Origin of the sequence: Paraburkholderia sp. GAS41 (assembly GCF_050436545.1) — a bacterium.
Classification (GTDB): Bacteria; Pseudomonadota; Gammaproteobacteria; order Burkholderiales; family Burkholderiaceae; genus Paraburkholderia.
In genome coordinates this window covers 24804-42350 of record NZ_JBNDMK010000037.1, presented here as the reverse complement: position 1 = coordinate 42350, position 17547 = coordinate 24804, and the positions used below count along the sequence as shown (strand labels likewise).

Annotated in this window: 17 protein-coding genes and 2 pseudogenes; 2 read left to right on the top strand and 17 right to left on the bottom strand. The window is 59.1% G+C overall.

The features are described 5' to 3' along the window. Positions 1-128: 128 nt before the first annotated feature. A pseudogene (locus tag P3T43_RS32835) lies at positions 129-560 on the bottom strand (ATP-binding protein); the annotation flags it as partial. A 30-nt stretch (positions 561-590) separates the two neighbouring features. On the opposite strand from P3T43_RS32835, the pseudogene P3T43_RS32830 reads away from it, so the two are divergent. Next, positions 591-1202: pseudogene (locus P3T43_RS32830) on the top strand (IS3 family transposase); the annotation flags it as partial. Between the two features lie 139 nt (positions 1203-1341). On the opposite strand, the gene P3T43_RS32825 reads toward P3T43_RS32830, so the two are convergent. The 10 genes from P3T43_RS32825 to P3T43_RS32780 form a co-directional block, all read right to left on the bottom strand. Beyond that, the gene (locus P3T43_RS32825) at positions 1342-2802 is read right to left on the bottom strand and encodes a DUF2142 domain-containing protein (RefSeq protein WP_429285161.1); all 1461 of its coding nucleotides are present in this window, start codon (positions 2800-2802) and stop codon (positions 1342-1344) included. 184 nt (positions 2803-2986) lie between these two features. After that, a complete protein-coding gene (locus P3T43_RS32820) occupies positions 2987-4018 on the bottom strand; it encodes a glycosyltransferase family 2 protein (RefSeq protein WP_429285160.1) in 1032 nt (343 codons plus the stop codon). Between the two features lie 92 nt (positions 4019-4110). Then, the gene (locus tag P3T43_RS32815; protein ID WP_429285159.1) at positions 4111-4863 is read right to left on the bottom strand and encodes an ABC transporter ATP-binding protein; all 753 of its coding nucleotides are present in this window, start codon (positions 4861-4863) and stop codon (positions 4111-4113) included. Between the two features lie 51 nt (positions 4864-4914). Next, a complete protein-coding gene (locus P3T43_RS32810; RefSeq protein WP_429285158.1) occupies positions 4915-5697 on the bottom strand; it encodes an ABC transporter permease in 783 nt (260 codons plus the stop codon). Between the two features lie 182 nt (positions 5698-5879). Then, positions 5880-6782, bottom strand: a complete 903-nt coding sequence (locus tag P3T43_RS32805) for a glycosyltransferase family 2 protein (protein ID WP_429285157.1) — start codon at positions 6780-6782, stop codon at positions 5880-5882. Beyond that, positions 6779-7672, bottom strand: coding sequence for a dTDP-4-dehydrorhamnose reductase (gene rfbD / locus P3T43_RS32800; protein WP_429285156.1), 894 nt, complete (start codon positions 7670-7672; stop codon positions 6779-6781). Before rfbD ends, P3T43_RS32805 begins: the two co-directional genes overlap by 4 nt. An 8-nt stretch (positions 7673-7680) precedes the next feature. Next, positions 7681-8232, bottom strand: a complete 552-nt coding sequence (gene rfbC, locus P3T43_RS32795; RefSeq protein WP_429285155.1) for a dTDP-4-dehydrorhamnose 3,5-epimerase — start codon at positions 8230-8232, stop codon at positions 7681-7683. After that, positions 8217-9110, bottom strand: coding sequence for a glucose-1-phosphate thymidylyltransferase RfbA (rfbA, locus tag P3T43_RS32790; RefSeq protein ID WP_429285154.1), 894 nt, complete (start codon positions 9108-9110; stop codon positions 8217-8219). The genes rfbC and rfbA overlap by 16 nt, the downstream gene beginning before the upstream one ends. Positions 9111-9120: 10 nt before the next feature. Beyond that, on the bottom strand, positions 9121-10182 hold the full coding sequence (rfbB, locus tag P3T43_RS32785) for a dTDP-glucose 4,6-dehydratase (RefSeq protein ID WP_429285153.1): 1062 nt from the start codon (positions 10180-10182) through the stop codon (positions 9121-9123). Between the two features lie 376 nt (positions 10183-10558). Beyond that, positions 10559-11488, bottom strand: a complete 930-nt coding sequence (locus tag P3T43_RS32780) for a GDP-mannose 4,6-dehydratase (protein ID WP_429285152.1) — start codon at positions 11486-11488, stop codon at positions 10559-10561. Positions 11489-11662: 174 nt separating this feature from the next. Here P3T43_RS32780 and P3T43_RS32775 point away from each other — a divergent pair, with 174 nt between their 5' ends. Beyond that, positions 11663-12517, top strand: a complete 855-nt coding sequence (locus tag P3T43_RS32775; protein ID WP_429285151.1) for a symmetrical bis(5'-nucleosyl)-tetraphosphatase — start codon at positions 11663-11665, stop codon at positions 12515-12517. Here the strand turns inward: P3T43_RS32775 and P3T43_RS32770 are convergent. The 6 genes from P3T43_RS32770 to P3T43_RS32745 all read right to left on the bottom strand — a co-directional run bounded on the left by P3T43_RS32770 (position 12514) and on the right by P3T43_RS32745 (position 17438). Then, positions 12514-13407: a lysophospholipid acyltransferase family protein gene (locus tag P3T43_RS32770; protein ID WP_429285150.1), complete on the bottom strand. Its 894-nt coding sequence runs from the start codon at positions 13405-13407 to the stop codon at positions 12514-12516. The genes P3T43_RS32775 and P3T43_RS32770 overlap by 4 nt on opposite strands. A 77-nt stretch (positions 13408-13484) precedes the next feature. Continuing rightward, the gene (locus tag P3T43_RS32765; RefSeq protein WP_429285149.1) at positions 13485-14762 is read right to left on the bottom strand and encodes a dihydroorotase; all 1278 of its coding nucleotides are present in this window, start codon (positions 14760-14762) and stop codon (positions 13485-13487) included. 31 nt (positions 14763-14793) lie between these two features. Beyond that, on the bottom strand, positions 14794-15825 hold the full coding sequence (locus tag P3T43_RS32760) for an aspartate carbamoyltransferase catalytic subunit (RefSeq protein WP_429285148.1): 1032 nt from the start codon (positions 15823-15825) through the stop codon (positions 14794-14796). Between the two features lie 89 nt (positions 15826-15914). Further along, on the bottom strand, positions 15915-16436 hold the full coding sequence (gene pyrR / locus P3T43_RS32755; protein ID WP_429285147.1) for a bifunctional pyr operon transcriptional regulator/uracil phosphoribosyltransferase PyrR: 522 nt from the start codon (positions 16434-16436) through the stop codon (positions 15915-15917). Then, positions 16423-16863, bottom strand: a complete 441-nt coding sequence (gene ruvX, locus P3T43_RS32750) for a Holliday junction resolvase RuvX (protein WP_429285146.1) — start codon at positions 16861-16863, stop codon at positions 16423-16425. The genes pyrR and ruvX overlap by 14 nt, the downstream gene beginning before the upstream one ends. Then, positions 16860-17438 carry a YqgE/AlgH family protein gene (locus tag P3T43_RS32745; protein WP_429285145.1) on the bottom strand — a complete coding sequence of 193 codons (579 nt, stop codon included), beginning with the start codon at positions 17436-17438 and terminating at the stop codon, positions 16860-16862. Before P3T43_RS32745 ends, ruvX begins: the two co-directional genes overlap by 4 nt. Positions 17439-17547: the final 109 nt, after the last annotated feature.

Genomic DNA, 17547 nt, shown 5'->3' with positions numbered 1-17547 from the left:
ACGCCGACGACGGCGCTCCGGCTCGGTCAGAACTTCAATGCTTTCCACGATTTGCCTAGGCTTGAAACTAGTCACAAGACTCCCTCTTATTTTAAGGGGTGTCTCGTGTCCTGAGAATCAAGGGGCTACTCCACCCACTGCGCGAGCGCTCGCGCGTATCGGCCGCTGCCGTGCGCAATAGCGAGTTCCTCTGTGAGTCGCGGCATCTTGAGATAGGCCACCGTGTAGCCTAAGCGGCATGCCTGATTGGCAAGCGCGCATCCGAGCCAGGTCTTACCGAGGCCGGTCGCGCCGATAATCAGCGTGTTGTGCTTCTCCCGAATCCATTCGCCGGTCAGCAAGCGGCCCATGAGTGCGCGATCAAGCCCGCGCGGGGTGCGGTAGTCGATGTCTTCGGCCACGGCATCGGAGAACTTCAGCCTGGCACGCCGAAGGCGCGATGAGGTTTGCCTCGATTCGCGTTCGCTCGCTTCGCGCTCCACAAGCAAGCCCAGGCGCTCTTCGAAACCCAGCGCTTCGATATCGGGGTTATTCTGCTGTTGCGCCAAGGCGGCTGCCATGCCGTTCAGCCTCAGCGCGTGGGACTACCGATCCAGCGTCTAATGGTTGATTTGCGACTGAAGTCCTGCGTGCGAGTCAAGAAGTATCGCGCCTACAAGGGCGAGGTAGGAAAGATTGCGCCAAATGTTCTCGAACGTCAGTTCGATGCAGAATCGCCGAACCAGAAGTGGGTAACAGACGTGACCGAATTCAACGTTCGTGGGGAGAAGCTCTATCTCTCTCCAGTCCTTGACCTTTACAACGGTGAGATCGTTGCATACCAAATGGCACGACGTCCTTTGTTTGACATGGTAGGCACTATGCTGGAAAAAGCATTCGGGCGGCTCAAGCAGAGCGACAAGCCAATCTTACATTCCGACCAGGGCTGGCAATATCAGATGGCGGTGTACCGGCGCCTTCTTGAGAACCGTTCGATCACACAAAGCATGTCGCGCAAGGGCAACTGCTATGACAATGCCGCCATGGAGAGCTTCTTCGGCACCCTCAAAGCGGAGTTCTTTTACCTCAACAAATTTGATAATCTTGACGAGCTGGAGGTCGGCATAAAGGACTATATCCGGTACTACAACAATGACCGTATCAAGCTAAAACTGCAGGGCATGAGTCCCGTAAAATATCGGACTCAATTCGGTCAGGCGTAGCCATCTAACCGTCCAACTTCTGGGGGTCAGTCCATTAAGTGGATACGATGCTCCCAAGACCTTCAATGCAACTCAAGACGGGATGGCTAGGCGCTTACGCACAGGCATCCAAAAACACCTATCTCGCTGCCGCGTCTGATCAGCCGACATAGAAACGCTCAAGAATTAACTCAATTGTTTCAAAGAACATCACAACCGGTAAACCCAAGACAGCAACGGCAATCACCGCTCTGGTACCTGTCAACAAGCGCGTTTCGCTGAGCCGACGACTGACAAACGGTACGATGACCATCGCAAGCAACGGGAAAATCGGCAAAAAGTAACGTCCTTGAACCCCTTCTATTTCCTTTGCGCCGACCGCCGACCAGAAGGCGTATAGGCCATAAAATATAAGCGCACATGAAGCAAGAAAGGAAAGGAATGGCCAGAGCGGCGTAAACAGTGACGACGGATTGCGGTCATCCGCACTCCGACGCAGAGCGCCGTAGACGATTGTCAGCAGGATAATCACCTTCGCCACCGAATACACACCTGTCGGAAAGTACGTATCGAGCCAACCTAACACGCCGACAAAAGACCGCACATACAAGCCACCGTACGTAATGAACGTCTGGCGTATCAGTTCCGGTATCGAAGAAAGGTGTGTAAGAACATACTGAGTCTGTGCACCCATCGATCTACCCGACCGCATATTCCCGCTCGCCAAATGTGTTTGAACCAGATAGATGATCGCAATTGCCACAAACGTCGGCGCAGCCCAAACCAGACGCCGCAACCATCCGTAACCTTCGCTGGATGCCGTTACTCTGATCGAAGGATGCAAGAAGAGGAGCATGAACGCGATGTAAGGTATCCGCGCGATCGATGCTGTCGTGATCAACACTGCGAGACCAATGGCCGTATTGCGAGTAAGGGGTTTCTGTGTAAAGCAAAGAAAGTCGAACCACCCGATGATCAGGAAGCCCAATGGAATAAGCGTCGCATCCTGACTGACCGACGCCATTAGCGACAAGGTCATCGGCAACAGCGCGACGACGAAGATTAGCGGCCGGGTGTGCCGCGCCAAGCGCAAAGCAAGAGCCGTCATGCCGATTGCACAAATGGCATTGAACAAACAAGCGAAACGATATATCCGAAGCAACGAACCATCGCCGTGCCCGAACACGAGAAAGGCGATGGCTTGCGGCAAATAGTTTGGGGCCGGATACGGTGCGGTGTTCGGAAACGCTGTGGGTATCTCTTCTTTTGTCAACTTTGCGTTGACGGCCTCGATCGCGAGCGTGTCAGTCCATTTTCGTTCCTTATGGAACTTAAGGGGCTCCTCGAGGCCACCGAATGCGACAACGCCACTATCGATAAAGCCCCCCGATGATCCCCCCACGTGTTTACCTATGAGGACTCCACGCGATACTTGGTAGGCCCTGAAGAAATGGTTCGGTGCATCTGGTGTCTGAAACGGCGGCGTGGCGATAACAAGAAATCCACAACTGGGTGCCGCGATAGCCAGAAAAACCCAGACAATCCGAGAACCCGCCAAAAAGCGCTCAATCGCCTTTGCCCAGGTCCAAACCGCAAGGAACCGCACGTCAGTCGAACTCATTATATCGGCCCATGGGAAACACCCGAAATTGTGTCGTTATAAGATTGATGTCCGCTATTCGCCCGGGAATCCACCGCGAGCGTAGCACTTGCGCGATATTGACCCGAGCGCCAGCGCCAATAATGGAGGCACAGTTCGCGACTAACCGCACCGTAAGACGGGCTTTTCTCCGCCCGGCGTCCGGTTACTTAGTCGGGCCTTTGCGCAATGCATCACCGTTTGAGTTAGTGGCTTCACTCGAACTACCACTCGTCGGCGCCGTTACTTGATTCATCGAACCCTGCTCGCAATACGGAGCTGGCACCGACAAATAGGCGATCCGTTTCGCCTCCTTACGGCCATGCGTCACCGCGTCGAGGACGATGCCGCAGGTAAATAGAATGGCACCCAGAATCATGATCGCAACGCTCAGCAACGCAGTCGGTATCCTAGGCACCATTCCGGTCGCAAGATATGTATTGAGCAGTGGCAGTGACAAACAAATGGCAATCAACGCACAGAGCGCGAAGCCCGTCGAGAAGAAAGCAAAGGGCTTTTCAGTTTTGAAAAGCCGCAAAATCGTGACCAAAATTCGGAAACCGTCACGATAAGTGTTCAGCTTGCTATGTGAACCCTCCATTCGCGAACCATAGACTGTAGGCATTTCCGCTACTGGCATCCTCATACCCAGCGCATGAACAGCCAGTTCGGTCTCGATCTCGAATCCGTTGGAATGCGCCGGAAAGGACTTTGCATAACGCCGAGAGAAGACGCGATACCCTGACAGCATGTCGTTAAACGAACGCCCGAAGATCGTCGAAGCGCAACGCGTTAGCAGAACGTTGCCAAACCGGTGGCCAAGACGATATGCCTCCTGCTCATCGCTTATACGGGCCCCCACAATCATATCTAGGCCACGTTCGAACAACGCACTGACGAGTTGGGGTGCAGCGAAGGCGTCGTAGGTGGCATCCCCGTCCACCATCACATAGGCATCAGCTTCGACGTCAGCAAACATACGTCGGACGACGTTGCCCTTACCTTGCAAGGTCACGGACACAACGCGGGCGCCCGCTGCCAACGCAATTTCAGCGGTCGCATCGGAAGAGTTATTGTCGAAGACTATAATTTCCGCAAAAGGCAATGCGTCCTGAAAGTCGCGGATAACAGTGGCAATCGCCGTAGCCTCGTTATAACAAGGAATAACAACAGCGATGCGGCTTTTGGCAATATTCATACTTAACCTTCGGTTATATTTTGACTCGCCAAGCTCGACGACAAATGTTCAATCGTAGCCGTGCGAAAACATTGAGACGCGTCAACCAATGCCTAACCTTTCAACGAAGCCTCGTAAGCTTTAACGACATCGTCGACCGGGCCATACGCAAGAACCCGCCCGCGCTCCATCCAGACCGCCTTGTTGCACATCTTCCGGATCACGCCGTTGTCATGCATGGCAAGTAGGACAATCTGCGCGCGCGCGTGGAGATCCAGTAAGCGGTCATTAGCCTTTTGCTTGAATGACGCGTCTCCCACGCCGATAACCTCGTCGAGCAAAAGAATGTCTGCGTCAACGGCTGTAGATACCGCGAACGCAAGGCGTACACGCATGCCGCTCGAGTAAGTGCGGACAGGCAAATCCAGGTAGTCTCCAAGCTCACAAAACTCCGCGATTTCCTCCTGTTTATCTCGCATCTCGCTCTCGCTCATACCAAGCAAAAGTCCACGCAGGCGGATGTTCTGACGTCCCGTCGAATTCTCGTCCATGCCGAGGCTAATGTCGAGAAGCGGGACAACTTTGCCCTCGCGCTGCACCTCTCCGGTAGTGGGCGAATAGATGCCGGCCAGCAACCTCAACAGAGTGGACTTCCCGGCACCATTGTGTCCGATCAGCCCAACACGATCCCCCTCGTTCAACTCGAGATCGATGCTATCGAGCGCCCGTACGATCACGATCCCGTCGTTGTCTTCGGCGATCCGATTTTTACGGCCGAGGCGCATGACCTCCTTTTTGAGTGAACGACCTTGGACATCGTATATTGGCAAATCGAGGGTTGCTTGCGTCAGCTTGATGTACGACATATCTAATCCAAATTGGAGACTGCAGGTACCGAACCGTCGGCAAACTCGGCCTCACACCCAGTAAGCGATCCGCTTGATGTAACGTCCCGTGAAGAGCAGAGCCGCGGCCCATCCCACCACGGCCATGCACAAACAAATGCCCCACGTCGTCGGCGTGGGCACCTCGCCAATGAGAGGTTGTCGCACGATGTTCAAGAGATACGATAACGGATTAAAATGGACAACCCATGAAAAACGAGTGAGCGAATTTGGACGATAAACAATAGGAGTTATGTAAAAAGCGACTTGCAAAAGCGCGTTCACGATTTGCGGCAAGTCACGGAAGCGAGCAGCTAGCAAGCCCGTAATCATCGCAACCCAGGTTGCATTCAAAACGAACAGGAGGAGGCCTGGGATGAACAACGGTAAAGTCCACCAGTCTTTCGTGCCGAATACGGCGAGCAGACAAATGACAATGATGAAATTGTGGCAAAGAATCACCAGATTTCGCCACACCACCTGCAAGATATAAATCAGCTTGGGGGTAGCAGCCTGTCTAATATAGTTCGCACTGTTGATATACGCGGTGGCCCCTTCCGAGACTGTTTGCGCAAAGAGGCCCCACATGACCAGACTTATCGAAATGAACGGCAGATAGTCCCGCAGCTTTTGGCCGAAGAGCGTCCCGTAGACCACGCCGATGGAGCCGATCATGACTGCCATGCTGATAGTCAGCCAGAATGGGCCGAAGCGCGACCGAGCATAACGCTGGCGAATTTCCAGCCAACCCAGCAAAGTCCATAAGCGCCACGAGGCGATGCTCTCACGGAGATCGTTAATTGCAGTAGTTATCATAGAGCGTGATATAGTCGTTTAGCGGTGCGCGCGGGTAACAGGATGGGACGGTTCGCAGCATCACGAAAGCCCGGATTGTACAGTCGCAGCCAAGCTCAGGGAAACCTGGCACGGTGGTCCGTCCAGTCGCCCCGGACACTCGAAGAAGGATGCTGTTTCCACGTGCCATAAGGCATAGCATGTCAATACTGTTGCTTATAAGCGCCCAGACGTCCGCGCAACCCGTCGAAGATGCCGCGTAACGCCATAGTCAGGTGAGCCGTCCGCTCTGACGGCATGAGCGAGTAAATGAGCAAGCGCACTGGCAGCTTAACGAGCTCTGTCGATTTCCATGTCCATGGCACGTATGACCTTAAAACGAGCGCTGTCACGTTGCGAAACAAGTAATAGTGGCGTAGGGGGCTATGCATCGGGTAAGAACGCCCAAACACCCGGACCGGCTCGCCTCCGAGCTCGTGGTTCATCTTTATCCACGGTACGCCAAGGACGCGATATCCCGCCCGCTTCGCCTTGACACACCACTCGAGGTCGACCAGGTCGATGAAGAGCGAATCGTCCATGGCCCCCACCTCCGGCCAGCAAGCCAGATTGATACAGGACCCGGAGGTGATGAGAAAGTCGACGTCGACGACGTTATGTCCGGTGGCCGGCACGCGCTCAAGTTTGAACGGTTTGAACCGTACGAACGGAGCAACGCCACCAAGGCGGACGTCGTTATATGCGGGCGCAACCACGGCGACACGCTCGCCGCGACCTACCATCCTTGTCAATATCGATGGAAGTTCACGAATCAATTCGACCGATGGATCGCTATCCTGGTCAAACAACAAACCCGTTCTACAACCTTCGCACACAAGCTCGGCGATGCCGCGGTTCAACGCCGTGGCAATACCCAGATTCTTCCCCGCAGGCAGATAGCGAACGCTGGGGTTCAGCCCCGGCACGGAATCGGCACCTGGCGTATTGTCCACCACTACGCAAAAGGTACTTTCAGCGAGTCGGTTGGCGTGCTGTATACAGGCCTCGTCAGGATGAAAAAAAACGATAACCGATCCGGATGATGCATTCCTGCCCTGCATCGTCATCGTCGCTCCATGCACAAACGCAACGCGTCACGCCAGTCGGGTGCCCGCACGCCGAACGTCGCAGCCAGCCTGTCATTTGACATCCGCGAATTACCAGGCCGCGCAGCAGGCGTCGGATAAGCCGAAGCCGGGATCGGCGTCACCGAAGGCTTTTCTGCCAAATCCGAAAACTCGAAAATCGCCGCAGCAAAACCATGCCACGACGTCGCACCAGACGCCGTCAGATGATAGATGCCGGAATGTTGCTGCCACCAGTCGCCATCACTCATCACCGGAGCCTGCGCGAGCACATTCGAGCTCAACGCGGCAATGGTGTTCGACCAAGTCGGCGCACCGAACTGATCCGCCACCACGCTCAGCTCGTCGCGGTCAGCGCCAAGGCGCAGCATCGTCAGCAAGAAGTTCTTCCCGCGCGTGCCATACACCCAACTCGTGCGGAAGATCAGATAAGCACAACCCGAAGCCGCAATCGCCTGCTCACCCGCAAGCTTACTCTTGCCGTACACGTTCTGCGGATTGACTGGGTCGCCTTCGACGTAAAAGCCATTTTTCGTGCCGTCGAACACGTAGTCCGTCGAATAGTGAACTAGCGCGGTGCCGAGGCGCTTGGCCTCCTCCGCCAACACACCAGGTGCTTCGGCGTTCAGGCGCATGGCCGCTTCGATGTCGCTTTCAGCTTTGTCGACCGCCGTGTGCGCCGCCGGATTAACGATGATGCCCGGTTTTACCTCACGCACGACCCGACGCACCTGATCCAGATTGGCAAGATCCAGCGAATTGCGATCCAGCGCGACCACTTTGCCCAGACCTTGCAGGCTACGCGCAAGTTCGAAGCCGACTTGCCCATTCACACCGGTCAGCAGAATGGTTTGTTCTTCACGCTTTGCCATTGAAGACCTCACGCGAAATGCTCGGCTTCTGCCAACTGCTTACCCGCAGCATCCTTCGCAGCCAGCAATGGCTCGAAGTCGATCGGCCATTCGATCCCGATCTCGGGGTCGTTCCAGACAATGCTGCGCTCGTGTTCGGGGAACCAGTAATCCGTGGTCTTGTAGAGGAACTGCGCAGACTCGGACAGCACGACGAAACCATGCGCAAAGCCTGGCGGCACCCACAATTGACGATGATTCCCTTCCGACAGGATCACGCCGATCCACTTGCCGAAGTTCGGCGAGCTCTTGCGAATGTCGACCGCGACGTCGAACACTTCGCCTTCCACGACGCGCACCAGCTTGCCCTGCGCATGCGCGATCTGATAATGCAGACCGCGCAGTACGCCCTTCGCCGAACGCGAATGGTTGTCCTGGACAAACTCGACGCCAGCCTCGACGCGTTCGGCGAACTCGCGTCCGTTGAAACTTTCGTAGAAGAAGCCACGCGCATCGCCGAACACCTTCGGCTCGATGATCTTGACTTCAGGCAGAGCCGTAGCGGTTACTTGGATGGCCATGCGACTTGGTCCGTGAGAAGGTTTTGCAGATACTTGCCGTACGCGTTCTTCGCGAGCGGTTTAGCGAGTGCCGAGAGCTGCTCGCCATCAATCCACTGCTGCCGGTAAGCGATCTCTTCCGGACACGCAACGACGAGCCCCTGGCGCTTTTGCAGTGTGGCAATGAACGTCGCCGCTTCAATCAGCGAATCATGCGTGCCGGTATCGAGCCACGCATAACCCCGTCCCATGATCTCGACATTGAGCGCGCCGTTGGCGAGATACCGCGAATTGACATCGGTAATCTCAAGCTCACCGCGCGGCGAAGGCTTGATATCCGCCGCGATATCGCAGACCTGCTTGTCGTAGAAGTACAGGCCCGTTACCGCGTAGTTCGAGCGGGGTTTCGCCGGCTTCTCTTCAATCGACAGCGCACGAAACTGCTTGTCGAACTCCACCACGCCATATCGCTCAGGATCTTGCACGTGATACGCGAACACGGTTGCGCCGTCTGCCTGCTGGTTGGCGCGCTCGAGCTGCTTGGCGAGGTCGTGTCCGTAAAAAATGTTGTCGCCGAGAATCAGCGCCGACGGATCGTTGCCCACGAAATCGCGGCCAATGATGAAGGCCTGAGCCAGACCATCGGGCGACGGCTGAACCGCATACTGGATATTCATGCCCCACTGGCTGCCGTCGCCGAGCATCGTCTCGAAGCGCGGCGTGTCTTGCGCCGTGGAGATAATCAGAACATCACGAATACCCGCCACCATCAGCGTGGACAGCGGATAGTAGATCATCGGCTTGTCGTAGACCGGCAGCAGCTGCTTCGATACGACATGGGTGATCGGATACAGCCGCGTACCCGACCCGCCTGCGAGAATAATGCCCTTGCGCGCCATGACGGTACCCTTACGCGCGCTGCGCGTAGTTGGTCTCAACCCACTTGCGGTACTCACCCGAAGCCACTTCGTCCACCCACTCCTGGCTATCGAGGTACCAGCGTACGGTCTTCGCCATGCCCGTCTCGAACGTCTCAGCCGGCTTCCAGCCCAGCTCGCGCTCCAGCTTGCGGGCGTCGATCGCATAACGACGGTCGTGACCCGGCCGATCCGTCACATACGTGATCTGCTCGCGGTACGAGCCTGCCGCCTTCGGACGCGCTTCGTCGAGCAGGTCGCACAGGGTATGCACGACTTCGAGGTTCTTCTTCTCGTTCCAGCCGCCCACGTTGTACGTCTCGCCCGGCACGCCGCGCGCGAGGACTTCGCGGATTGCGCTGCAATGGTCGCCCACATACAGCCAGTCGCGCACGTTCTGACCGTCACCGTACACCGGCAGTGGTTTGCCAGCCAGCGCGTTGGCGATCATCAGCGGAATCAGCTTCTCGGGGAACTGGTACGGACCGTAGTTATTCGAGCAGTTCGTTGTCAACACCGGCAAGCCGTACGTGTGGTGGTAAGCGCGAACCAGATGGTCGGAACCGGCTTTGGTGGCCGAATATGGACTGTTCGGGGCGTACGGCGTGGTTTCCGAGAACTGCGGGTCGGTCGCGGACAGCGAACCAAATACTTCGTCGGTCGAAACGTGCAGGAAACGGAAAGCAGCCTTGTCGGCCTCGCTCAGTGTGTTCCAGTAGGTACGGGTGGCTTCGAGCAACGCGAACGTGCCCACCACATTGGTTTGTACAAAATCGGCCGGGCCATGAATCGAACGGTCGACGTGGCTTTCGGCCGCGAAGTGCAGCACGGCGCGCGGCTTGTGCTCGGCAAAGAGTGCGTCGAGCGCTGCCCCGTCACAGATATCGGCTCGCACAAAGACATGGCGCGGGTTGTCCGTCTGTGACTTGAGCGTGCGCAGGTTGCCTGCGTACGTCAGTTTGTCCACATTCAGGACTGACTCATCCGAGGTGTTCAACCAGTCAAGCACGAAATTGGCGCCGATAAAACCGGCGCCGCCCGTTACCAGGATCATGAATTTCCCTCTAGATGTTTGTGGCCGACGTGACCGGACTTGCTGATCTGGTCACCCGCGCTGTGGTCATATGCAGCGATTTCTATCGCCTTACGCCTACGCCCCATATGCAAAAAGGCGTCAATAAGCGCTATTTTAGGAAGCCCCGATTATAAAGCGGCGGCGAGCAAAAACTAGAGACCTAACAACTTGAAACAGCTTGACAACATTCATTACCGAACGGTAGGAAAAAAACATATCTTTCCTGAACTTAATACCGATGACATGGACTGCTCCCGGCGCAAATCATCCGACGAAAGCGGACCGGCGGCGACCAATCGTTCTCAAGGGCAAGGCTTACGACACCGAAAGGCCGACGTTGCTCCACAACAACACCCTATGCCGCCAGCATCCACGCCAACGTCTCGCGAAATCCGATCGCCTCAAGGTCCGGCACCAAGTTGCGCAGCTTGACCGGCGACCCGAGCAGCACCTTCACATCGGTTTGCCGCACGAACGCCGGATTCACCCGGATCTCCAGTTCGTGCCCGGTGATTTCACTGGCCATCGACAGAATTTCCCTTAGCGTATAGGGCTGCCCGGTACACACGTTCACCGTCTCGCCGACCGCAGCGGAATCGAGCATCGCCTCATAAGCCCGCGCCACGTAACGCACATCCGAGAAGTCACGCGCCACGTCGATATTGCCCAGCGAGATCTCAGACTCGCGCCGCGCGAAATGCCCGACGATCTTCGGCACGAGAAAGTTCGGCGTCTGGCCGCGGCCCGTGTAATTGAAGGGCCTCGCAATCAGAATGGGCAGCCGGTCGAACCACGTGCGCACCAGCGACTCCATGGCCGCCTTGCTCGCTGCATAGTGGTTGACCGGCGCCACCGGAAAGCTTTCGTCGATGGCGTCGCTGGTCACGTTGCCGTAGACATTCGCACTGCTCGCAATCAGTATCTTGCGCGGCGTATGCCCCACATCCGCGCAGGCCTGCAGCAGATTCAGCGTGCCGAGTACGTTGACGCGGTAAAAGTCGATTGGATCGTCGTGCCCGACAAAGCTGATGGCCGCCAGATGCACGAGGTAGTCGGGCCGCACTTCGTCGATCACGCGCCGGCATTCTTCGGGCGACGTGATATCGAGCCGGCGCCGTGAAGGTGTCAGCGGCGTGCCTTGCCCCGCCACGGTCTCAGTGACGGCATGTCCGCTCGCGAGCAGGTTGCCGATCAGCCAGGCGCCAGTGAAACCGCTGGCTCCGGTAACGAGTGTTCGTGTCAGGCGTTCAGCATGCGTTGCTGGTTTCGTCGTTTCTCCGCTCACCCGCGTTCTCCTGTTTACCGCGTGTTGATAAGCCGTTTGCTCCCGCTATCTGGCACATCACGACAACATCACGACAGCCTTGTATCAAGGTCGTCATCGCGCCGCACCAATCGGGCTATTATGTCACGCTACCGAGTCGCAACTTCCGCCCGCGCATCCCTGATTCCGCCCCAGATGACCGTTTCCAGCCTGCCGAATTCCATCCCCCTTGCCTTCGGTGACCTGCAAGGTTGCCGCACCCAGTACCAGCAACTGCTCGCGAAGGCCTCGCCTTCTCCGGACACGCCGCTGTGGTTCGCCGGCGACCTCATCAATCGCGGTGACGAATCGCTTGCCACGCTGCGCGATGTCATCGCGTTGGGCGAACGGGCGAGGCCGGTGCTCGGCAATCATGACCTGCACCTGCTGTCGGTATCGGCAGGCATTCGCAAATCGAAGAAAGGCGACACGATCGACGAAATTCTCGCCGCGCCCGATGCGCAAGACATGCTGCACTGGGTCCGCCACCGGCCGCTGGCGCATTTCGAGAACGGCATGCTGCTGGTGCACGCTGGCGTATTGCCGCAATGGGATGTGACGCTCACGCTCGAACTCGCCGATGAACTGCAACGCGCACTGCGGGCGCCGAACTGGAAGGAAACGTTGGCGGGTCTGTACGGCAACGAGCCGAATCGCTGGAAGCCGGGCCTGAAGGGCATCGATCGTCTGCGGCTCACTTGCACCGCCCTCACCCGTATGCGCTTTTGCAATCAGGACGGTGCGATGGACTTCAGCACGAGCGGCGGCCTCAACTCGGCGCCGCCGGGCTATATGCCCTGGTTCGACGTGCCGTCGCGCAAGACCGCCGACGTCACCGTGGTGTTCGGCCACTGGGCCGCGCTGGGCCTTCTGATGCGCGACAACCTGATCGGCCTCGATTCCGGTTGCGTCTGGGGAGAAAAGTTGTCCGCCGTGCGACTCGCAGCCAACCCGGCCGATCGCACCCTCACCCAGGTGGCGTGCGAGGGCTGCCGCGCCTCCGCTGATTAGGCGGAACGCCCCTGCTGGTCGGCACCGTCGATCAGCGTCTCTTCCTGTGCACTCAAGCCACCAGTTGCGGTGTTCGTGGCACCTGTCCTGACGACCGCCGGTGCGCTCTCGCGCACGGCCCCGAACGCGTCGGTGCCTTGCAGGTTGCCCTGCAGACCGCCCTGAAGATCGCGCAACGCAGCACCAATCGTCTGCTCCGCCTCTGCCGCCAGCGAGCGCCGGTCGGCGCCGGCTGCCAACGCTTCACCCACATAGACATGCGCCGTCAGCGGCCCGCCGCGTAGCAACGCATCGAGCGACTCGGCGAGCGAAACCTCGCCTATATACGCCAGCGCGGTCGATTGCCGACCCGTTGCGTCCTCGTACATCAGGCAGAGCGGCTGTACCGGGCTTCCCGCCGACACCGCCGCCTGAAACATGTTGGCGTGAAACGGCAGCAACTCGAGGCCATCGGACGTCGTGCCTTCCGGAAACACGCACATCAGTTCGCCCGCGCTCAGCCGGTCCGACAGTTCATGCATGATCCGCTTCGCATCGCTGCGCTTCTCGCGCTGGATGAACACCGTCCCGAGTTGCTGCGCGAGCCATCCCACCACCGGCCACTGCCGGATCTCGGCCTTGGAGACGAACGGCGTCGGCCGCCACGCGTTGATCACGTAGATGTCGATCCACGAGATGTGATTGGCCACCACCAGCGCGCCGGCATCGAGCCGCGCGCTGTCGTTATGGACTACGAGGCGCATGCCGCACAGTCGCAGCATCTTCAGCGACCACGCGCGATTCAGCGCCTCCCGTTGAGCGGCACTCGCGCGCGGAAAACGCGTCGCGACCGTCCACATACCGTGCAGCAGATGAACAACAAGCCGGGCCTTGCGAAATGCGAGCATCATGATTGGTGCTTTCCGTAGGGGTCGCCAGAGGTCAGGTCAGTCAGGTCAATTGAGGTAAGAGGCTTTGACTTCGCGAATCACTGCTGCTCGAAGGCCACGTGCCCGGCGACGATCGTCGCCCGTACCCGCGCCGGCAGTTCGTAGCCGAGGAACGGCGTGTTGTGCCCCTGGCTTTTCAGCGCACGCGGCTCAACCCGCCAGTAAGCGTGGCGATCGAAGAGGCATAGATCGGCGTTCGCGCCGACCGCGAGTCGTCCCGCATCCAGCTTGAGGACACCAGCCGGCGCTGCGGTAATGCGGTTCAACGCCCTCGCGAGCGGCACACCCGTTTCCTCCGCCCACTTCACCGTCAGCGAAAGCAACAGTTCCAGTCCGGTTGCGCCCGGCGTGGCCTCGGCGAATGGCAGCAGCTTTTCGTCGTCGTCGACGGGTGTGTGGTCGGAGCAGATCGCGTCGACCGTGCCGTCCGCGAGTCCCGCGCGGATCGCGGCGCGATCGCGCTGCGAGCGCAGCGGCGGATCGAGGCGGAATTGCGCATCGAAGTAGCCGATATCCAGATCGATCAGATGGATGTGATTCACCGTCACGTCGCACGTCACCGGCAGACCTTCGGCCTTCGCCGCCCGCATCAGTTCGATGCCCGCGGCCGACGACAGATGCGACAGGTGCACCCGCGCGCCCGTCACGCGGACCAGTTCGAAGATAGTATGCAGCGCGATAGTCTCCGCTGAGACCGGCACGCCCGAAAGCCCCAGCCGCGACGCCAGCGGACCACTCGCCGCCACGCCGCCCTTGCCCAGATACGCATCCACGGGACGCAGCCACACGGTATAGCCGTAGGTGTTCGCGTACTGCAGCGCGCGCAGCAGAACCTGCGTGTCCACCACCGGTACATCGGCCTGCGAAAAGCCGATGCAGCCCGCTTCGGTCAACTCGACCATTTCAGTGATGACCTGGCCTTTGAGACCCACCGTCAGCGCGCCCAGCGGATACACATGCGCCTCGTTCAGATTGCGCGCGCGGAACTTGAGCATTTCGACCAGACCGGGCTCGTCGAGCACCGGATCCGTGTCGGGCAGACACACGAGGCTCGTCACGCCGCCCGCGAGTGCGGCGGCCATTTCCGATTCGAGCGTAGCCTTGTGTTCATAGCCCGGTTCGCGCAGCCGCGCGGCAAGATCGACGAAGCCCGGCGCGACCGACAAACCGGCGGCGTCGAGGGTCTTTTCTGCGCGGAAATCGGCGGGCGCGACGCCGAGCGCGACGATCTTGCCCGCCGCAATAAACACGTCCTGCTTGTGTTCGGTGCCGGCCGCCGGATCGATCAGCGTGCCGCCTTGAATATGGATGTTCATGCGCTGCCCTTTTCTGTGTGGTCGTGGAGGCTCAATCGTGATTGCCTGCAACGATCCCCATGACCGCCATCCGGACGGCAATGCCAAACGTCACCTGGTTCAGGATCACCGATTGCGGACCGTCCGCCACCTGCGAGTCGATCTCGACGCCACGGTTCATCGGGCCCGGATGCATCACGATGGCATCGGGCGCCGCCAGCGCGAGACGCTCCGGCGTCAGCCCCCAGCTCTTGAAGTATTCCTGCGCGGACGGCAGCAGCGCCCCGCTCATCCGTTCATTCTGCAGACGCAGCATGATGATGACGTCAACGTCCTTCAGGCCTTGGTCGAGATTGTGGAACACCCGCACGCCCATCTGCTCGAGCCCGCCTGGGAGCAAGGTGCGTGGGCCGATGGCACGCACTTCGGGCACGCCGAGCGTGGTCAATGCATGGATGTCCGAACGCGCCACCCGCGAATGCAGGATGTCGCCCACGATGGCTACGCGCAGATTCGTGAAGTCCTTCTTGTAGTGACGGATCGTGTACATGTCGAGCAGGCCCTGCGTCGGATGCGCATGACGGCCATCGCCCGCGTTGATCACGTGCACATGCGGCGCGCAGTGTTCGGCGATCAGGTAGGGCGCGCCGCTCGACGCATGGCGCACCACGAACATGTCGGCGTGCATCGCGGACAGGTTGTTGATGGTGTCGAGCAGCGACTCGCCCTTACTGGTCGACGACGCATTGATGTTCAGGTTGATCACGTCCGCCGACAAGCGCTTGGCGGCAATCTCGAAGGTGGTGCGCGTGCGCGTCGAGTTCTCGAAGAACAGATTAAATACCGACTTGCCGCGCAATAACGGCACCTTCTTCACCTCGCGGTCCGTCACGCTGACGAACTGCTCAGCGGTATCGAGGATGTGATCGACGATCGCGCGCGGCAAGCCTTCGATCGACAGCAGATGCTTGAGCTCGCCGTTTTTGGTGAGCTGCGGATTGCCCTTCAGGAAGCCGTGCCGAAAGCGGTCCGGCGCCGATGTCGGGCCGGGTGTGTCCTGAGGAACCTGGTTGGCGGTGGTCATGAGAATGAGGTATCTGATTCAAACGTGTGCGAGTCGAGCCGCGCATAACCGGTGGCGGATGGCGTGTGTGGCACGCCTCTCGCCGTCAGCTAGTTAAAGCGTGCTTCGGTGTGAAACGTGAAATGCTCGCCGCCGTCGTTCGCGCGCGCGAGCACCAGATTGGCCTCGGCCGGCACGTCGACCACGCCGCCCACGAAGCGCGCCGCCACCGGCAACTCGCGGCCGCCGCGATCGGCGAGCACCGCCAGTTCGACCGAAGCCGGCCGACCATAGTCGTACAGTTCGTTGAGCGCCGCGCGCACGGTGCGGCCGGTGGACAGCACGTCGTCGACGAGCAGGATACGGCGGTTGTTCACGTCGAACGGCAGCGAGGTCGGGCTCGCTTGCGCGTGCAGCCCTTTCTTCGCGTAGTCGTCGCGATGCAGCGCAACATTAACGACGCCAAAACTGGCGACGTTCAGATCGCGCGCCAGCCGCTCCGCGACCCACGCCCCGCCACTGTGGATGCCGGCCAGCACGACGCCGTCGTTGTCGCCGGGCGCATCGCCATAAACCGTACGAATCTGTTCGAGGACCGAGCGATACAACGCCTCAGCGTCAATGGAACTCATGATCGTCAGAAAGTTCTTCGAAATATTGCTGGAGGATGATGCAGGCGGCTTCGGCGTCGAGCATATCCGCGCGCGCGTTACCGGCGCGAATTTCGGCCTTTGCTTCGACCGACGAATAGCGCTCGTCGACCCAGGTGACCGGCAGATTGAAGCGGCCGTTGAGCTGGTTGCCGAAGCGTTTCGCGAGTTGGGTCATTTCGTGGGGCGCGCCGTCGGGATGCATGGGCAAGCCGACGACCAGCGCATCCGGCTTCCACTCGGCGATCAGCTTGCCGAGCGCTTCGAAGCGATACTCGCGATTGCGGTTTTGCACCACCACGAGCGGCCGTGCGCTTCTGGTCAGCGAATTACCGACCGCCACGCCAATGCGTTTCTCACCATAGTCGAACGCCAGCAAGGTTGCCGCCCGTCCGGCCGTACTGCTCATGCGTGACCTGCTTCGCCCGAGAGCATGGACAAGGAAATACCGAGCAGCGCGAGGGCCGCTTCGAGTCGTTCTTCAGCCGGCACGTCGAACACGATCTTCGGATCCGCTTCCACCGAAAGCCAACCGTTCTTCGAAATCTCTTCTTCGAGCTGACCCGCGCCCCAGCCGGCGTGGCCGAGCGTGAGCAGGAAGCGGTCCGGGCCGGTGCCGCTGGCGACCGCCTCGAGCACGTCTTTCGAGGTGGTCATTTCCAGGCCGCCCGGCACGGACATTGACGATGTATACGGCGTGCCGTCCTTCGGGTAGTGCAGCACGAAGCCGCGCTCGGTTTGCACCGGGCCGCCGAAGTACACGGGGACATGCAACAGGGGTTCGATCTCCAGCTTCAGATCAATGCGACTGAAGAGCGCTTCCAGATCGATGTCGGTCGGCCGGTTGATGACGAGACCGAGCGCACCGCGCTCGCTGTGATCGCAAAGGTAGACCACCGTTCCTGAAAACGTGGGGTCCGCCATGCTCGGCATGGCGATCAGGAACTGGTTGGTCAGATTGATGCGATCGGTACTCTTGGACATAGTTCGGATTTTAGCAAAGACGATGCGGAATGGCGGGCTTTGAGCGTGGGCAGACAAGCTTGCCGCGATCCATGGACGGCGGATCATATTGCCACTCTATCACGCGCTT